The sequence below is a fragment of the Enterobacter sp. 5-4 genome (assembly GCF_000612205.1).
Classification (GTDB): domain Bacteria; phylum Pseudomonadota; class Gammaproteobacteria; order Enterobacterales; family Enterobacteriaceae; genus Enterobacter; species Enterobacter roggenkampii.
Genome location: NZ_JFHW01000026.1, coordinates 19,468 through 37,352, shown reverse-complemented (window position 1 = coordinate 37,352; position 17,885 = coordinate 19,468). Strand labels below are relative to the sequence as shown.

General features: G+C 54.8%; 20 protein-coding genes and 3 tRNA genes. 7 read left to right on the top strand and 16 right to left on the bottom strand.

Going from position 1 to position 17,885, the window contains the following annotated elements; translation table 11 throughout:
• Positions 1–81: 81 nt before the first annotated feature.
• The 5 genes from galE to gpmA all read left to right on the top strand — a co-directional run bounded on the left by galE (position 82) and on the right by gpmA (position 5,299).
• Complete coding sequence (gene galE, locus AA74_RS0116935) at positions 82–1,098, top strand: UDP-glucose 4-epimerase GalE (RefSeq protein ID WP_008501115.1); 1,017 nt, start codon at positions 82–84, stop codon at positions 1,096–1,098.
• Between the two features lie 9 nt (positions 1,099–1,107).
• A complete protein-coding gene (gene galT / locus AA74_RS0116930; protein ID WP_023343607.1) occupies positions 1,108–2,154 on the top strand; it encodes a galactose-1-phosphate uridylyltransferase in 1,047 nt (348 codons plus the stop codon).
• 3 nt (positions 2,155–2,157) lie between these two features.
• Positions 2,158–3,306 (top strand): galactokinase, encoded by a 1,149-nt coding sequence (gene galK, locus AA74_RS0116925; protein ID WP_021241009.1) that lies wholly within the window; start codon positions 2,158–2,160, stop codon positions 3,304–3,306.
• Entirely contained in the window at positions 3,300–4,340 is a 1,041-nt protein-coding gene (gene galM, locus AA74_RS0116920; RefSeq protein ID WP_021241010.1) for a galactose-1-epimerase, read from the top strand. The genes galK and galM overlap by 7 nt, the downstream gene beginning before the upstream one ends.
• Before the next feature lie 206 nt (positions 4,341–4,546).
• Positions 4,547–5,299 (top strand): 2,3-diphosphoglycerate-dependent phosphoglycerate mutase, encoded by a 753-nt coding sequence (gene gpmA / locus AA74_RS0116915; protein WP_008501111.1) that lies wholly within the window; start codon positions 4,547–4,549, stop codon positions 5,297–5,299.
• 61 nt (positions 5,300–5,360) lie between these two features.
• Here the strand turns inward: gpmA and aroG are convergent, their stop codons facing one another.
• A complete protein-coding gene (aroG, locus tag AA74_RS0116910) occupies positions 5,361–6,413 on the bottom strand; it encodes a 3-deoxy-7-phosphoheptulonate synthase AroG (protein ID WP_008501110.1) in 1,053 nt (350 codons plus the stop codon).
• Between the two features lie 304 nt (positions 6,414–6,717).
• On the opposite strand from aroG, the gene AA74_RS0116905 reads away from it, so the two are divergent.
• Positions 6,718–7,095 carry a YbgS-like family protein gene (locus AA74_RS0116905; protein ID WP_008501109.1) on the top strand — a complete coding sequence of 126 codons (378 nt, stop codon included), beginning with the start codon at positions 6,718–6,720 and terminating at the stop codon, positions 7,093–7,095.
• A 106-nt stretch (positions 7,096–7,201) separates the two neighbouring features.
• Positions 7,202–8,134, top strand: coding sequence for a CDF family zinc transporter ZitB (zitB, locus tag AA74_RS0116900; RefSeq protein WP_008501107.1), 933 nt, complete (start codon positions 7,202–7,204; stop codon positions 8,132–8,134).
• On the opposite strand, the gene pnuC is transcribed toward zitB, so the two are convergent.
• From pnuC to cydB, 15 genes are all read right to left on the bottom strand, one after another.
• Positions 8,131–8,850, bottom strand: coding sequence for a nicotinamide riboside transporter PnuC (gene pnuC, locus AA74_RS0116895; protein WP_023293003.1), 720 nt, complete (start codon positions 8,848–8,850; stop codon positions 8,131–8,133). The genes zitB and pnuC overlap by 4 nt on opposite strands.
• A 22-nt stretch (positions 8,851–8,872) precedes the next feature.
• Positions 8,873–9,916 carry a quinolinate synthase NadA gene (gene nadA / locus AA74_RS0116890; protein ID WP_008501105.1) on the bottom strand — a complete coding sequence of 348 codons (1,044 nt, stop codon included), beginning with the start codon at positions 9,914–9,916 and terminating at the stop codon, positions 8,873–8,875.
• Between the two features lie 191 nt (positions 9,917–10,107).
• Positions 10,108–10,183: transfer RNA gene (locus AA74_RS0116885), tRNA-Lys, on the bottom strand.
• Between the two features lie 46 nt (positions 10,184–10,229).
• A tRNA-Lys gene (locus AA74_RS0116880) sits at positions 10,230–10,305 on the bottom strand.
• A 24-nt stretch (positions 10,306–10,329) separates the two neighbouring features.
• Positions 10,330–10,405 (bottom strand) — tRNA-Lys (locus AA74_RS0116875).
• Positions 10,406–10,566: 161 nt separating this feature from the next.
• Positions 10,567–11,361: a cell division protein CpoB gene (gene cpoB, locus AA74_RS0116870; protein ID WP_025912850.1), complete on the bottom strand. Its 795-nt coding sequence runs from the start codon at positions 11,359–11,361 to the stop codon at positions 10,567–10,569.
• A 9-nt stretch (positions 11,362–11,370) separates the two neighbouring features.
• Entirely contained in the window at positions 11,371–11,892 is a 522-nt protein-coding gene (pal, locus tag AA74_RS0116865; protein WP_003858578.1) for a peptidoglycan-associated lipoprotein Pal, read from the bottom strand.
• A 35-nt stretch (positions 11,893–11,927) separates the two neighbouring features.
• Positions 11,928–13,220 carry a Tol-Pal system beta propeller repeat protein TolB gene (tolB, locus tag AA74_RS0116860; RefSeq protein ID WP_013097529.1) on the bottom strand — a complete coding sequence of 431 codons (1,293 nt, stop codon included), beginning with the start codon at positions 13,218–13,220 and terminating at the stop codon, positions 11,928–11,930.
• Positions 13,221–13,354: 134 nt separating this feature from the next.
• Entirely contained in the window at positions 13,355–14,623 is a 1,269-nt protein-coding gene (gene tolA / locus AA74_RS0116855) for a cell envelope integrity protein TolA (protein ID WP_025912849.1), read from the bottom strand.
• 28 nt (positions 14,624–14,651) lie between these two features.
• Positions 14,652–15,080, bottom strand: coding sequence for a colicin uptake protein TolR (gene tolR, locus AA74_RS0116850; RefSeq protein ID WP_003858589.1), 429 nt, complete (start codon positions 15,078–15,080; stop codon positions 14,652–14,654).
• A 3-nt stretch (positions 15,081–15,083) separates the two neighbouring features.
• Complete coding sequence (tolQ, locus tag AA74_RS0116845) at positions 15,084–15,776, bottom strand: Tol-Pal system protein TolQ (RefSeq protein ID WP_008501101.1); 693 nt, start codon at positions 15,774–15,776, stop codon at positions 15,084–15,086.
• Entirely contained in the window at positions 15,773–16,177 is a 405-nt protein-coding gene (gene ybgC / locus AA74_RS0116840) for a tol-pal system-associated acyl-CoA thioesterase (protein ID WP_003858593.1), read from the bottom strand. The genes tolQ and ybgC overlap by 4 nt, the downstream gene beginning before the upstream one ends.
• A 148-nt stretch (positions 16,178–16,325) precedes the next feature.
• A complete protein-coding gene (gene ybgE / locus AA74_RS0116835) occupies positions 16,326–16,616 on the bottom strand; it encodes a cyd operon protein YbgE (RefSeq protein ID WP_023618885.1) in 291 nt (96 codons plus the stop codon).
• Positions 16,616–16,729, bottom strand: coding sequence for a cytochrome bd-I oxidase subunit CydX (cydX, locus tag AA74_RS01000000122275; RefSeq protein WP_003858598.1), 114 nt, complete (start codon positions 16,727–16,729; stop codon positions 16,616–16,618). Before cydX ends, ybgE begins: the two co-directional genes overlap by 1 nt.
• Positions 16,730–16,743: 14 nt before the next feature.
• Positions 16,744–17,883, bottom strand: a complete 1,140-nt coding sequence (gene cydB, locus AA74_RS0116825) for a cytochrome d ubiquinol oxidase subunit II (protein WP_008501099.1) — start codon at positions 17,881–17,883, stop codon at positions 16,744–16,746.
• Positions 17,884–17,885 lie beyond the last annotated feature (2 nt).

Sequence of the window (17,885 nt, the reverse complement as noted above, 5' to 3'; positions counted from 1 at the left end):
CACTATTTTATCCCATGTCACACTTTTCGCGTCTCTGTTATGCTATGGTTATTACATACCATAAGCCCAATGGAGCGAAATATGCGAGTTCTGGTAACAGGTGGTAGCGGTTACATCGGTAGTCATACCTGCGTGCAGCTGCTGCAAAACGGCCATGACGTCATCATTCTCGACAACCTGTGCAACAGTAAGCGCAGCGTGCTGCCTGTGATTGAACGTCTTGGCGGTAAACACCCGACGTTCGTGGAAGGCGACATCCGTAACGAAGCGCTGATGACCGAGATCCTTCACGACCACGCCATTGAAGCGGTGATCCACTTCGCGGGTCTGAAAGCGGTCGGTGAATCCGTTGCTAAGCCGCTTGAGTATTACGATAACAACGTCAACGGCACCCTGCGTCTCATCTCCGCCATGCGTGCGGCCAACGTCAAAAACTTCATCTTTAGCTCTTCCGCCACCGTCTACGGCGATCAGCCTAAAATCCCTTACGTTGAAAGCTTCCCGACCGGGACGCCGCAAAGCCCGTACGGCAAAAGCAAGCTGATGGTGGAGCAGATCCTAACCGATCTGCAAAAAGCCCAGCCGGAGTGGAGCATCGCGCTGCTGCGCTACTTCAACCCGGTCGGTGCGCATCCGTCTGGCGATATGGGGGAAGATCCGCAGGGCATTCCGAACAACCTGATGCCGTATATCGCCCAGGTTGCCGTAGGCCGCCGCGAGTCGCTGGCGATTTTTGGCAATGACTACCCGACCGAAGACGGCACCGGCGTGCGCGACTATATTCACGTGATGGATCTGGCCGACGGCCACGTTGCGGCCATGCAGCAGCTGGCGGATAAACCGGGCGTGCATATTTACAACCTCGGCGCCGGGGTCGGCAGCAGCGTGCTGGACGTGGTTAACGCCTTCAGCAAAGCCTGCGGCAAGCCGGTGAACTACCACTTCGCACCGCGTCGTGAGGGCGATCTGCCTGCTTACTGGGCCGACGCCACCAAAGCCGACAAAGAGCTTAACTGGCGTGTTACGCGCACGCTTGATGAAATGGCACAGGATACCTGGCACTGGCAGTCACGCCACCCGCAAGGCTATCCGGACTAAGGATCCGTCATGACGCAATTTAATCCCGTCGATCATCCGCATCGTCGTTTTAACCCGTTAAGCGGGCAATGGATTTTAGTTTCTCCGCATCGCGCCAAGCGCCCCTGGCAGGGGGCGCAGGAGACGCCTGCAAAACAGACGCTGCCGCAGCACGACCCGGACTGCTTCCTCTGTCCGGGCAACACGCGCGTCACCGGGGATAAAAACCCGGACTACAAAGGCACCTTCGTGTTTACCAACGATTTTGCCGCCCTGATGACCGACACGCCGGACGCGCCGGAAAGCCACGATCCGCTGATGCGCTGTGAAAGCGCGCGCGGTACCAGCCGCGTGATCTGCTTCTCTCCCGATCACAGCAAAACGCTGCCGGAGCTGAGCGTTGAGGCACTGAAAGAGGTGGTCAGCACCTGGCAGGCGCAAACTGCCGAGCTGGGTCAAACTTACCCATGGGTGCAGGTGTTTGAAAATAAAGGTGCGGCCATGGGCTGCTCTAACCCGCACCCGCACGGCCAGGTCTGGGCGAACAGCTTCCTGCCTAACGAAGCCGAGCGTGAAGACCGCCTGCAAAAAGCGTATTACGCAGAAAACGGCTCATCGATGCTGGTGGATTACGCGCAGCGTGAGCTGGCCGACGGCAGCCGTACCGTGGTGGAGACCGAACACTGGCTGGCCGTCGTGCCTTACTGGGCCGCCTGGCCGTTTGAGACGCTGCTGCTGCCGAAAGCGCACGTGCAGCGCATCACCGAACTCAGCGACGCGCAGCGCGACGACCTTGCCCTGGCGCTGAAAAAGCTGACCAGCCGTTACGACAACCTGTTCCAGTGCTCCTTCCCGTACTCCATGGGCTGGCACGGCGCACCGTTTAACGGGGAAGAGAATCAGCACTGGCAGCTGCATGCCCATTTCTATCCGCCGCTGCTGCGCTCTGCGACGGTGCGTAAATTTATGGTGGGCTACGAAATGCTGGCGGAAACCCAGCGTGACCTGACGGCGGAACAGGCGGCTGAACGTCTGCGTGCCGTTAGCGACGTCCACTATCGCGAATCAGGAGTCTAAAAAATGAGTCTGAAAGATAAAACACAATCCCTGTTTGCTGAGAAATTTGGCTACCCTGCCACCCACGTAATTCAGGCACCTGGCCGCGTCAACCTGATTGGTGAACACACTGACTACAACGACGGCTTTGTGCTGCCGTGCGCCATCGATTACCAGACGGTCATCAGCTGCGCGAAGCGCGACGACCGCCAGGTTCGCGTGATTGCGGCGGATTACGGTAATGAGACGGACGCGTTTTCCCTCGATGCCCCGATTGTGACGCACGACAGCCAGCAGTGGTCTAACTACGTGCGCGGCGTGGTGAAGCATCTGCAGAAGCGTAATAAAAACTTCGGCGGCGCCGATTTGGTCATCAGCGGCAACGTGCCGCAGGGGGCGGGCTTAAGCTCCTCTGCGTCTCTGGAGGTCGCCGTCGGCACCGTGTTCCAGCAGCTCTATCATTTACCGCTGGATGGCGCACAAATCGCCCTGAATGGTCAGGAAGCGGAAAACCAGTTCGTGGGCTGCAACTGCGGCATCATGGACCAGCTGATCTCCGCGCTGGGCAAAAAAGAGCACGCGCTGCTGATCGACTGCCGCTCGCTGGGCACCAAAGCCGTACCCCTGCCAAAAGGCGCGGCTGTCGTGATCGTCAACAGCAACTTTAAGCGCACGCTGGTGGGCAGCGAGTACAACACTCGCCGCGAGCAGTGCGAAACCGGCGCCCGCTTCTTCCAGCAGCCCGCCCTGCGCGACGTCACGCTCAATGAATTTAACAAAGTGGCGCACGAGCTGGACCCGATTGTCGCCAAACGCGTTCGTCACGTGCTGACGGAGAATGCCCGTACCGTTGAAGCCGCGTCCGCGCTGGCGAAAGGTGACCTGAAACGCATGGGTGAACTGATGGCGGAATCTCACGCCTCCATGCGCGATGATTTTGAAATCACCGTGCCGCAGATCGACACCCTGGTGGAGATCGTCAAAGCGGTCATTGGCGACAAAGGCGGCGTGCGCATGACGGGCGGCGGTTTTGGCGGCTGCATCGTTGCGCTGGTGCCTGAGGAGCTGGTCCCTGCTGTACAGGACGCCGTGGCGAAGCAGTACGAAGCAAAAACAGGTATCAAAGAAACCTTCTATGTTTGCAAAGCATCACAAGGAGCCGGACAGTGCTAAACGAAACACCTACCCTCGCACCGGATGGTCTGCCGTATCGCCTGTTAACCCTGCGCAATCGCGCGGGGATGGTGGTTACGCTCATGGACTGGGGTGCAACCCTTCTTTCAGCACGCGTACCGATGCCGGACGGCAGCGTGCGCGAAACCCTGCTCGGCTGCGCATCGCCCGAGCAGTATGTTAATCAGTCTGCCTATCTGGGTGCATCCGTAGGGCGCTATGCGAACCGCATCGCGAAGAGCCGTTTTGAACTCGACGGCGTGCAGTACACCCTGCTGCCAAGCCAGGGTGAGAACCAGCTGCACGGTGGCCCGGACGGGTTTGATAAACGTCGCTGGAAAATTGTTCGTCAAAACGACGGCGAAGTGCTGTTCTCGCTGGATTCGCAGGACGGCGATCAGGGCTTCCCGGGTAACCTTATCGCCTCCGCGCGCTTTACATTGACCGACGACAACCGTATCGCCATTGAATACCGTGCGACGGTCGACAAGCCGTGTCCGGTCAACCTGACCAATCACGCGTACTTTAATCTGGACGGTAACCAGTGCGACGTGCGGAACCACAAGCTTCAGATCCTGGCGGATGCGTATCTGCCGGTTGATGAGATGGGCATTCCGTACCAGGGCCTCAAAGACGTGAGCGGCACCAGCTTTGACTTCCGCAGCGCGAAATCCATCGCCCAGGATTTCCTGAGCGATGACGACCAGCGCAAGGTGAAAGGCTACGACCACGCGTTCCTGCTACAGGCTAAAGGCGATGTGAAACAACCTGCCGCACAGGTCTGGTCCACCGATGAGAAGCTGCAGATGACGGTTTATACCACCGCTCCTGCCCTGCAGTTCTACTCAGGTAACTATCTCGGCGGCACGACGGCGCGCGAACACGAAGAGTACAGCGACTGGCAAGGGCTGGCGCTGGAGAGCGAGTTCCTGCCGGACAGCCCGAATCATCCGGAATGGCCGCAGCCGGACTGCGTGCTGCGCCCAGGTGAAGAGTACGTTAGCGTGACGGAATATCATTTTATTCCACATTAATATTCAGCCCTCCCTCCGGAGGGCTTTTTTCTGTGCGCCTTGCTGAAAATAGCGCCGATCGCAGACAAAATCATAACCCTGGATTCACAAGCATCTTACACTCAGAGACTATTTTCGCTATGGTTAGGGTTAAGCGTTGCTGCTGGCACGGCCACGGCAATATAATGAGAATTGTTATCATTCTAAAAATGCTTGAGGAGTAAGAGATGGCTATTACTAAGCTGGTTCTGGTGCGTCACGGCGAAAGCCAGTGGAACAACGAAAACCGCTTTACCGGTTGGTACGACGTTGACCTGTCCGAGAAAGGCGTAAGCGAAGCAAAAGCAGCAGGTAAACTGCTGAAGGAAGAAGGCTTCAGCTTTGATTTTGCTTACACCTCTGTGCTGAAACGTGCCATCCATACCCTGTGGAACGTGCTGGACGAACTGGACCAGGCCTGGCTGCCGGTTGAGAAATCCTGGAAACTGAACGAGCGTCACTACGGTGCGCTGCAGGGCCTGAACAAAGCGGAAACCGCTGAGAAATACGGTGACGAGCAGGTTAAACAGTGGCGTCGCGGCTTCGCGGTCACCCCACCAGAGCTGACCAAAGATGACGAGCGCTACCCGGGCCACGACCCGCGTTACGCGAAACTGACCGACGCTGAGCTGCCAACCACCGAGAGCCTGGCGCTGACCATCGACCGCGTTGTGCCTTACTGGAACGAAACCATTCTGCCACGTCTGAAAAGCGGCGAGCGCGTGATTATCGCCGCTCACGGTAACTCCCTGCGTGCGCTGGTGAAATACCTGGACAACATGGGTGAAGACGAAATTCTCGAACTGAACATCCCAACTGGCGTACCGCTGGTGTATGAGTTCGACGAAAACTTCAAGCCAATCAAACACTACTACCTGGGTAACGCGGACGAAATCGCAGCGAAAGCGGCGGCCGTTGCGAACCAGGGTAAAGCGAAGTAATTTTCGCTGACCATAAAAAAAGCGCGGAACCGTCCGCGCTTTTTTATTTGAGCCGTCAGAATTAACCGCGACGCGCTTTCACCGCATTCGCCAGCTGGCGCAGGATGGCGTCGGTGTCATCCCAGCCGATGCAGGCATCGGTCACGCTCTTGCCGTACACCAGCGGCTCGCTGCCTTCCAGGTTCTGGTTACCTTCAACCAGATGGCTTTCGATCATCACCCCAATTACCGCCTTCTCACCGCCGGCAATCTGCTGACAGACGTCTGCGCCCACTTCCATCTGCTTTTTAAACTGCTTGCTGGAGTTGGCGTGGCTGAAATCGATCATCACCTGCGGTGGCAGCCCGGCTTTTTCCAGCCCGACTTTGACTTCGGCCACATGCTTTGCGCTGTAGTTCGGCTCTTTGCCGCCGCGCAGAATGATATGGCAGTCACCGTTACCGCTGGTGTTAACGATGGCGGAGTGGCCCCATTTGGTCACGGACAGGAAGCAGTGCGGTGCGCCCGCTGCGTTGATGGCGTCGATAGCCACCTTAATGGTGCCGTCAGTGCCGTTTTTGAAGCCAACCGGACAAGAGAGACCGGACGCCAGCTCGCGGTGAACCTGAGATTCAGTAGTGCGGGCACCAATTGCCCCCCAGCTCATCAGGTCTGCCAGATACTGGGGCGTAATCATATCCAGGAACTCACCGGCCGCAGGCAGCCCGCTGTCGTTAATCTCCAGCAGCAGCTTGCGCGCAATGCGCAGGCCGTCGTTGATCTGGAAGCTGTTATCCATGTGCGGATCGTTAATCAGCCCTTTCCAGCCAACGGTGGTGCGCGGTTTTTCAAAATAGACGCGCATCACGATTTCCAGCTCATCCTTCAGCTCTTCACGCAGGGTGAGCAGACGGGCTGCGTATTCTTTCGCGGCAGCAGGATCGTGGATAGAGCATGGGCCAATCACCACCAGAAGACGATCGTCATTACCTTTCAGGATCTTATGGATCGCTTTACGAGCATGAGAAACCGTGTTTGCGGCATTTTCAGTGGCGGGGAATTTCTCAAGGAGTGCTACAGGAGGTAATAACTCATTGATCTCTTTAATACGTAAATCGTCGTTCTGATAATTCATCTTCGTTCCAGCTCTGCCATATCTTTAGTAATGAAAGCAATCCTTTCAATCTATCTTGTCGCTCAGGAAGTGTAAACACGGTTTTACACTTCACGCAGATAATTCCTGGAATTCGCCTAAAAATCGCCACAAAATAGCGAAAAACGAGATCTAACCTAAGCTTTTTAACTGTAACAACCATTTTTACACGCTTAAACGCGATTCCCGACTGACGTAAGTCCGTATGGCGGAATCTTTCGCCTCTGAAAAAGATGCACTGTTGGAAAAAGTTATCCAGCGTAACGACAAGAACAGGAGCACCATGATGAAAATGACAAAACTGGCAACCCTCTTCCTGACCGCCACCCTCACCCTGGCCAGCGGTAGCGTTCTTGCGGCCGAAACGGGCTCATCGGGTAACGGTGATGCAAACGCGGCTGCGTCAGCAGGCCAGGTCGCCCCTGATGCCAAACAGAACGTCGCCCCGAACAATGTCGATAATAGTCAGATCAATAATGGAAACACCAACACCGGCGGCACCATGCTGCACCCCAACGGTACCGACTCCGGCACCATGAATCATGACAGCATGAGCAAAGATGAAGTTCATAAGAACTCCATGTGTAAAGATGGCAAATGTCCCGACCCGAATGACAAAGTGGGGGATGATGCCAATACCAAAACAGATGGTACGACTCAGTAACCGGCTGTGAAATTAATGATAAAAGGAGAGCTAAGGCTCTCCTTTCTTTTTGAGTAACCTATTAAAAACGCTACACTAAAAACGATAACGAATCAGGAAAGATAACATGGCACACACACATTCCCACGCCGCTGGCGACGACAACGCTAAACGATTGCTGCTGGCCTTTGGCGTCACCGCAACCTTCATGATTATTGAGGTCATCGGCGGTCTGGTCTCCGGCTCTCTGGCGCTACTGGCTGACGCCGGGCATATGCTTACCGATGCAGCGGCGCTACTTTTCGCCCTTCTGGCCGTACAGTTTGCCCGTCGTCCCCCCAATACACGCCATACCTTCGGCTGGCTGAGGCTGACGACCCTTGCCGCCTTTGTTAACGCGATTGCCCTGGTGGTCATTACCATTCTTATCGTCTGGGAGGCCATTCAGCGCTTCAGACATCCTCAGCCGATTGCCGGGGCGACAATGATGGTGATTGCCGTGGCAGGGCTGGTGGCGAATATCCTGGCCTTCTGGATTTTGCACCGCGGCAGCGAGGAAAAGAACCTCAACGTGCGCGCGGCGGCTCTGCATGTGCTGGGGGACTTGCTCGGCTCAGTCGGGGCGATTGTCGCCGCGCTGGTGATCCTCTATACCGGCTGGACGCCTGTCGATCCGATTCTGTCCGTGCTGGTGTCGTGTCTGGTCTTGCGCAGCGCCTGGCGGCTGCTGAAGGAGAGCGTGAATGAACTGCTTGAAGGGGCTCCGGCATCCATGGACATCGACGAGCTGAAGCGCAACCTGCGCCGTACTGTTCCGGAAGTCCGTAATGTCCACCACGTGCACGTCTGGCTGGTGGGGGAGAAACCGGTCATGACGCTCCATGTCCAGGTGATCCCACCTCACGACCACGATGCGCTGCTCGATCGCATCCAGCACTTCCTGGAACATCACTACGACATTAGCCATGCCACCGTTCAGATGGAGTATCAGCCCTGTAGCGGACCGGACTGCCACCTTAACGAGGCGCAGTCCGGTCATTCACATCATCATGACCACTAGCTGGAAAGCGCGCGAGAGCCTCGCTCACGCGCGCTGTTAATCCACATCCGGCTACCGTTCAGCGCGATGAAGGTCAGCAACAGATATTCCAGCGACATGGCATAGACGCCCTGCAGGGCGAAGATCGCCACGCTGATAACGTTGATGATGACCCACAGCAGCCAGTTCTCAACGTATTTACGGGTCATCAGAATCATCGCCGCAATCGACAGCACCATCATGCAGGAATCCCAGAACGGGAAAGCATCCGGCTGGAGTTCTGGCATCGTCACGTTCAGGCCGATGCCGGACATGACCGAAACGGCAATGCGGGTCAGGAACGCAAATACCGGATTGATGAAGACGGTCATTAAGCCAATGGCCACCACGCAGGCGACAAACCAGGCGATGGCTTTCGGCAAGGGCAGCCAGCGAATCTGCAGCTCTGCCTCCTGCTGGCTGTTCTGACGCGACCACGCATACCAGCCGTAAATATTGGCGGCGAAGAAGAACAGCTGCAAAAGCAGGCTGGCGTACAGCTGGATCTGGAAGAAGATAATCGCAAACAGCGTGACGTTAATCAGCCCGAACGCATAATTGCTGATCTTCTCAAGGCTTGCCAGCCAGATACACAATAATCCCGCCAGCGTACCAACGGCCTCAATCCATGACAGGTCATAGCCACCTGCACCAATCGGTATATGAACCAGAATGTTCTGTGTGCTAAAAAAATCCATCTTTTCCCCGGGGCGTAGTGAATTAAGTACGTAGTGTAGCCGCAAAATCCAGCATGCGGTTAAGCGGAATTAACGCGCCTTCACGCAGGGCTGCATCCACGTGGATTTCATGCGCCGCACCACCGGTTTCTAACCCTTCGGCAATCGCTTTCAGGCCGTTCATCGCCATCCACGGGCAATGCGCACAGCTGCGGCACGTTGCCCCCTCGCCTGCGGTAGGCGCTTCGAGAAGCTCTTTCTCCGGCACGGCCTGCTGCATCTTATAGAAGATACCGCGATCGGTCGCCACGATAAGCTGCTTGTGAGGTAAAGTCCTGGCCGCGTTAATAAGCTGGCTGGTTGAACCCACCGCATCCGCCATGTCAACAATCGACTGCGGAGATTCAGGGTGCACAAGAATGGCGGCGTCAGGATAAAGCGCCTTCATGCGCGCCAGCGCCTGCGTCTTGAACTCGTCATGAACGATACAGGCGCCCTGCCAGCAAAGAACGTCAGCCCCCGTCTGCTTCTGAACATAATTGCCGAGATGACGATCAGGCGCCCAGATAATTTTCTCCCCCAGACTATCCAGATGTTCAATCAGCTCAACGGCGATGCTTGACGTGACCACCCAGTCTGCCCGCGCTTTCACTGCTGCCGAGGTGTTCGCGTAAACCACCACGGTCCGGTCAGGGTGGGCATCACAGAAGGCCGTGAATTCGTCAATCGGACAGCCGAGATCCAGGGAACACTCCGCGTTAAGCGTGGGCATCAGAATGGTTTTTTCCGGGCTCAGGATCTTTGCCGTTTCGCCCATAAAACGCACGCCGGCCACCAGCAGCGTGGAAGCGGGATGTCGTGCACCGAAGCGCGCCATCTCCAGTGAGTCAGAAATGCAGCCCCCGGTCTCTTCCGCCAGCTGCTGAATTTCCGGGTCGGTGTAGTAATGGGCCACCATCACCGCGTCGCGCTCTTTAAGAAGACGTTTAATCTTCTCGCGGTAGAACTGCTTTTCGTCCTGGCTCAGCGGGACAGGCTTAGGCGGAAACGGATAGATTGCGGCTTCAGGATCAAACATCACACTCATTATGGCTTCTCGTTTTACGGGCTTAACAATATTGCCTTTCATTTGCCTGACATAGCAAAACGCGTGGCAATTGTGTTTTGTATACTAAACAAGATAGCGAATCTGGCGTGAAAAGTCACCGGGAATAGATGGGCGGAGCATTTGTTGTACCGCAGATAGCAAAAAGGCGCCTTTAGGGCGCCTTTCTACACTGGTGGGTCGTGCAGGATTCGAACCTGCGACCAATTGATTAAAAGTCAACTGCTCTACCAACTGAGCTAACGACCCATTCGGGTGCTGACTTCGAAGATTTTTACTCGGTACCACTTTAAAGTGGTGGGTCGTGCAGGATTCGAACCTGCGACCAATTGATTAAAAGTCAACTGCTCTACCAACTGAGCTAACGACCCCTTGCGGGATTTTTTTCTTCGAAGTGGTGGGTCGTGCAGGATTCGAACCTGCGACCAATTGATTAAAAGTCAACTGCTCTACCAACTGAGCTAACGACCCACTTTTATGCTGCTTTCACGTTGTTTGATATCCCGTGGCAACGGCGGCATATATTACTGATTTAAGAATTCTGCGCAACAAAAATTTCGATGAAGATCACTTAACTGCTTAGTAATCATGCTGCACGACCAGAAATAACGCGATTTCTGGTCATGCGATAATCATCCCATCGAATTCAGACGTTTTTGCGCCTGCTTAGCACCTTCGGTACCCGGGAATTTTGCGACCACCTGCTGATAAACCGCTTTGGCTTTCGCCGTGTCGCCTTTGTCCTGCATGATCACGCCAACCTTATACATCGCATCTGGCGCTTTCGGCGATTTTGGGTAATTTTTCACCACTGAGGCAAAATAAAACGCCGCATCGTCCTTTTTACCCTTGTTGTAATTCAACTGACCGAGCCAGTAATTGGCATTTGGCTGATAAGTGGAATCAGGGTATTTCTTAACAAAGCTCTGAAACGCAGCAATCGCGTCATCCTGACGAGATTGATCCTGCACCAGGGCAATGGCCGCATTGTAGTCCGTATTCGCGTCACCGCTCTGTACAGGCGCGCCTGTTGAGGCAGACGTATCAGCAGATGGCGCTGGCGTAGACGTCGCCGCACCGCTCTGATCGCCTGCGGCTGGCTGCGCTGCTGCGCCACCGCTGCTCAGGCTATCTATCTGCAACAAGATTTGCTTCTGACGTTCCACAACCTGATTAAGCTGATACTGGCTTTCCTGAATCTGACCGCGGAGAGAGTCAATATCATTCTGGTTATCGGAAAGTTGTTGCTGGAGTTGGGTTAAAAGCTGGCTGTGAGCGTTAGAAATACGCTCGAGTTGAGTGACCCGGTCTTCTACCGAGCCTGAGCCGACACTACTGATTGGTGCCTGAGCAAAAGCGGCCCAGGGGGCCGCTATTCCAACCAGTAACGACAGACTCAACAGATGATGTCTGAAGTTACTGCTCATGCAATTCTCTTAGTAAACCAGTACGGCACGACGGTTTTTGGAGTAAGCCGCTTCGTCATGACCCAGTACTGCAGGTTTTTCTTTACCGTAAGAAACGATGGAGATCTGGTCAGCAGAAACGCCTTTACCCTGCAGGTACATTTTAACAGCGTTAGCACGACGTTCACCCAGGGAGATGTTGTACTCTGGAGTACCACGTTCGTCCGCGTGACCTTCTACGGTGACTTTGTAAGATGGGTTGCTACGCAGGAAGTTAGCGTGCGCATCCAGCATCGCAGCGAAGTCAGAACGGATGTCGTATTTATCCAGATCGAAGTAAACGATGTTGTTCTGCTGCAGCTGCTGCATCTGAAGACGCGCCTGCTCTTCAGAAGACATGTTGCCATTGCCGTTCGCGTCCATACCGGTGCCGGCACCCATCATGCCTTCGCCGCTCTGGTCATTGCTGGCGTTCTTGTTAGAAGAACACGCTGCGATTGCCATTACAGGCAGAGCGATCATCAGCCCCTTCAGCACTTTGTTCAGTTGCATTTCTATGATTCCTTTAGTAATCAATTAATTATTATTTACAGATACGGCGACCAGGCAGGTGATTTTACCTGTCCATCAGTTGCCGGAATACGCGCTTTGAAACGCCCATCTGTAGAAACCAGATTCAGCACAGATCCCATCCCCTGAGAAGAGCTGTAGATTACCATCGTGCCGTTAGGTGCCAGACTTGGCGTTTCATCCAGGAACGTTGACGACAGAACTTGCACGCCACCCGCTACCAGATCTTGTTTGGCAATGTGCTGCTGCCCGCCGTTGGAGCTGACCATTACCATAAATTTACCGTCGCTGCTCACGTCTGCGTTCTGGTTCTGAGAACCTTCCCAGGTAATACGCTGCGGAGCACCGCCGTTGATGTTGACTTTGTAGATTTGTGGACGGCCGGCCTGGTCAGAGGTAAACGCCAGGTTTTGACTGTCCGGGAACCATGAAGGTTCGGTGTTGTTGCTGCGACCGTCGGTCACCTGACGGATCTGGCCAGAGCCAATGTCCATCACGTACAGGTTCAGGCTACCGGTTTTAGACAACGCAAAGGCCAGTTTAGAGCCGTCCGGAGAGAATGAAGGTGCACCGTTGTGACGTGGGAAAGACGCCACCTGACGAACCGCACCGTTTGCCAGCGTCTGGATAACCAGCGCAGAACGGCCGCTTTCGAAGGTCACATACGCCAGCTTAGAACCGTCCGGAGACCAGGCTGGAGACATCAGTGGCTGCGAGGAGCGTTTCACCAGGAACTGGTTGTAGCCATCGTAGTCAGATACGCGCAGTTCGTACGGGAATTGACCACCGTTGGTCTGCACCACGTACGCGATACGGGTACGGAACGCGCCTTTAATGCCGGTCAGTTTTTCAAATACCGCATCGCTCGCAGCGTGTGCCGCGTAGCGCAGGTACTGCTTAGTGACCTTGTAAGAGTTCTGGGCCAGAACGGTACCTGGTGCACCGCCGGTATCCACCAGCTGCCAGGCCACGTTGTAAGAACCGTCCGGATTAGGGGTAACCTGACCCACAACCACGGCATCAATACCCAGTGCAGACCATGCTGCAGGCTGAACTTCCTGCGCGCTACCCGGCTGCTGAGGCAGGCGAGAACGATCTAACGGGTTGAATTTACCGCTGTTACGCAGGTCAGCCGCCACGATGCCACCGGCATCTTCAGGTGCAGCGCCAGGACCGGCCCACTGGAACGGAACAACACCGATTGGGCGTGCCGAGTCCACCCCCTGGGTGATCTCGATACGTACTTCTGCGTGCAGTACTGCTGCCCACAGCATTAAAAAACTAAATGCTACACGTAATGCCTGCTTCATCATATCTCCCTTATCCGGGTAACCTTACCCACGATAATTTAGCAGAATGTTAACAAACTCAAATAGACAAAACTACCCGAACCCTGTGACTAAACCTGGTCTATTTTTCCCCGTTTGCACGGGGAAAATGTAACTTAAGGTTTGAAGTCCAGCGGCGCATTTTTGAAGACTTCGTAGACTGCCTGCGAAGGCGGTTTAGGCATCTTCGCCTGACGCGCTGCAGCCAGGGCCGCAGTACATAGAGCCGGGTCGCCACCTTCAGACTTAATATCCAGCAGCATGCCATCCGGAGCCAGTTTTATACGCAACGTACACGTTTTACCGGTATAGGAAGACGCATCATAGAATCGACTTTCAATAGCGGATTTAATCTGCGCGGCATAACCGTTGATTTCAGCCCCTGTCGCACCGTTACTCTTAGTGTTACCACTTCCGGTCGGCGCTGCGTTGTTTCCTTTCGCCCCACCGCCCGTTTTCGGCGCATTCTTACCGGAGCTCAAATCGCCGAGCAGATCATCAACCCCTGCGGCAGCAGCGGCTTTTTCAGCGGCGGCAGCCTTTTTAGCAGCCGCTTTTTCAGCTGCTGCTTTCTTATCGGCAGCGGCCTTCTCAGCTGCAGCTTTTTTGTCAGCAGCGGCTTTTTCGGCGGCTGCCGCTTTTTCTGCCGCGGCTTTTTCTGCTGCTGCTTTCTCTGCAGCAGCCGCTTTCTTCGCGGCCTCGGCAGCAGCTTTCTTCTCTGCTTCCTGAGCGGCCTTCTTCGCGGCTTCCGCTTCTGCTTTCTTCTGAGCCTCAGCTGCGGCTTTCTTCGCGGCTTCGGCTTCCGCTTTCTTCTGAGCATCAGCGGCCGCTTTCTTCGCCGCTTCGGCTTCCGCTTTCTTCTGGGCATCAGCAGCCGCTTTCTTCGCCGCTTCTGCCGCTAATTTCGCCTGGGCATCAGCCTGTGCTTTCGCGTCCGCTGCGGCTTTTGCTGCCGCCTCTTCCGCCTGCTTTTGCTGTTCCTGTGCTTTTTTCGCGGCCTCTTCGGCTTGTTTCTGCTGCTCTGCCTGCGCTTTCGCGGCTTCCTGCGCCTGCAAACGTTCTTTCTCAAGCTGCTTCAGACGCTCCTGCTCGGCAGCCTGCTTTTCACGCAGTTCTTCCGCTTGCTGTTGCGCCTGTTTTTCACGCTGCTCTTCAGCCCGTTTTGCACTCGCCTTCTGCTGCTGTTGGCGATTATAGTTCTGTACTACCGCACCGGGATCCACCATGACGGCGTCAATGGAAGATCCTCCACCGCCGCCGGCTGATGCATCAATATGCTCGTCGAACGAACTCCAGATCAGCGCTGCAAAGAGAATAACGTGCAGCACTGCGGAGACGATTATCGCTCGCTTAAGCTTGTCGTTCTGTTCGGTTGCCTTTGACACTATCGGTTCCCAAAAACTACGCGGATGATCAAATAGGTTGGGTCATTAAGCCAACTGACTTAACACCCGCACTATGTAGCAAGTTCAGCGCTTTAATAATTTCATCGTAGGGTACGTCTTTCGCGCCACCGATTAAGAAGACCGTTTTCGGATTTGACTCCAGGCGACGCTGCGCTTCGGCAATAACCTGCTCAGGTGGCAGCTGATCCATACGATCTTTTTCTACCACGACGCTGTATTGCCCTACGCCGGAAACCTCAATGATAACCGGAGGATCGTCATTGGTGCTCACCGCCTGTGATTCTGTCGCATCCGGCAGATCCACTTCCACGCTCTGGGTAATGATTGGCGCTGTTGCCATGAAGATCAGCAGCAGTACCAGCAGGACGTCCAGCAGCGGAACGATATTGATTTCGGACTTGAGCTCGCGACGACCTCGTCCACGCGATCTGGCCATGGTTTACCCCTTGTTGCTCTCGGTGCTGGTAAACGCCTGACGGTGCAGAATCGCAGTGAACTCTTCCATAAAGTTGTCGTAGTTCAGTTCCAGTTTGTTCACGCGCTGGTTCAGACGGTTGTAAGCCATAACCGCAGGAATTGCCGCAAACAGACCGATAGCGGTCGCAATCAGTGCTTCAGCGATACCCGGTGCAACCATCTGCAACGTGGCCTGCTTCACCGCGCCCAGCGCGATAAAGGCGTGCATGATCCCCCACACGGTACCAAACAGGCCGATATACGGGCTGATGGAACCGACAGTACCGAGGAACGGAATATGCGTTTCAAGGTTTTCCAGCTCGCGGTTCATCGAAATGCGCATCGCGCGCGAGGCACCTTCCACCACCGCTTCAGGCGCATGATTGTTTGCACGATGCAGACGGGCGAACTCTTTGAAGCCGCTATAGAAAATTTGCTCGGAGCCGGTCAGGTTTTCACGACGTCCCTGGCTCTCCTGGTACAGACGAGAAAGCTCAATGCCCGACCAGAACTTATCTTCAAACGCTTCAGCCTCACGGCCAGCGGCATTGAGGATACGCGTTCTCTGGATGATGATGGCCCAGGATGCGATTGAAAAACCAATCAAAATCAACATGATAAGTTTAACCAGAAGGCTTGCCTTCAGGAACAAATCAAGGATATTCATGTCAGTCACTGCTTAAACTCCGCGACAATAGACTTAGGAAGCGCACGAGGCTTCATTATGGTTGGATCAACACAAACAATCAGCACTTCAGCTGAGTTCAGTACGGTATTCTCTGCGTTGACTATCCGCTGCGTGAAAACCAGTGAGGTCCCGCGCATTGATGTAATTTCAGTTTGGACTTCGAGCATATCGTCGAGTCTGGCAGGCGCAAAATACTCAAGCGTCATCTTGCGTACCACGAAGGCAACTCGCTCAGCCAACAGCACCTGTTGACTAAAGTGATGATGGCGCAGCATCTCTGTGCGTGCCCGTTCATAAAAAGCAACGTAGCTGGCGTGGTAAACCACACCACCGGCATCGGTATCTTCGTAATAGACACGAACCGGCCATCGAAACAGCGTTGTATTCACTTTACATCCCAGTAATGCAACAAAAGTTAGAGCTTTTAAACTTCGCTACTATACGCGCGGGAAAGATGGTTTGGAATGGGGGAAAGTAAACGGAGAGTAAATTTTTATGGGCTCGGGTAAGCCCATAACGTTAACGGACATTTCTTATTCAGAAGAAGAAGAAAATCAAACCGGCGAGTAGCACCAGATCGGCGATCGGCGGGCAAAAAATTCCCTGCCAGTGAACGGCTTTCGGACGAAAGCCTACGCCGTGGATCACACCTGCGCACACCGCCCACATGATGAGGAAGCCGTGCCAGATTTCAAGCTCGCTGGTTTTCGCTGCAAAGCGCGAAGGGTCCCAGAAGATACAGCCTGCCAGCAGTAATGCCATCACTAAAGAAAGCGCCCGTAACGGGCGCTTATCCATTACCGCGTAAAGTTTCGCGATAATATTCATCAGTGTTTTTCTTCACCCGCTTTGGTCGCTTCTACGTGCTCAAGCGCCAGGGCAGTGATGACACCAAATGCACAGGCAAGAAGCGTCCCTAAAATCCATGCGAAATACCACATATTCAGCTCCTTACTTAATACATAGAGTGGGTGTTGCTTTCGATATGTTCTTTCGTGATGCGGCCGAACATTTTCCAGTAACACCAGATGGTGTAGGCCAGAACAATCGGAACGAACACGCAAGCAACATACGTCATCAGGTTCAGCGTCATGTGGCTGGACGTAGCATCCCACATGGTCAGGCTAGCATTCAGCATGGTGCTGGATGGCATGACGAATGGGAACATCGCAATACCCGCCGTCAGGATGATGCATGCCAGAGTCAGTGAAGAGAACACGAACGCCAGCGCGCCTTTTTCCAGACGAGACGTCAACATGGTCAGCAGCGGCAGCAGCACGCCCAGCGCCGGGATCGCCCACAGCACAGGGGTAGTGTTGAAGTTCACCAGCCATGCTCCCGCCTGACGCGCCACTTCTTTGGTCAGCGGGTTAGACGGTGCGGTGTGGTTAATGGCAGACGTCACAACGTAGCCATCAATGCCGTACACCACCCACACACCGGCCAGCGCGAAGCAGACCAGCGTAACCAGCGCAGCAACCTGAGCCGTCGCGCGGGAGCGCAGATGCAGTTCGCCTACGGTACGCATCTGCAAGTAGGTTGCGCCCTGAGTGATGATCATCGCCACGCTGACGACACCGGCCAGCAGACCAAACGGATTCAGCAGCTGGAAGAAGTTACCGGTGTAGTAAAGACGCATGTACTCGTCCAGGTGGAACGGTACGCCCTGCAGCAGGTTACCGAACGCCACGCCGATCACCAGCGGTGGAACGAAGCTACCGATGAAGATGCCCCAGTCCCACATGTTGCGCCAGCGGGTATCTTCAATCTTCGAACGGTAGTCGAAACCGACCGGACGGAAGAATAAAGAGGCCAGCACCAGAATCATCGCCACATAGAAACCGGAGAACGCAGCCGCGTAGACCATCGGCCAGGCAGCGAACAGCGCGCCGCCTGCGGTGATCAGCCACACCTGGTTACCGTCCCAGTGCGGGGCGATGGAGTTGATCATGATTCGACGCTCGGTGTCATTACGACCGAGGAAACGGGTGAGCATCCCCACCCCCATGTCGAAACCATCCGTGACGGCGAAACCGATCAGCAGAACGCCAACCAGCAGCCACCAGATAAAACGCAATACTTCATAATCGATCATTT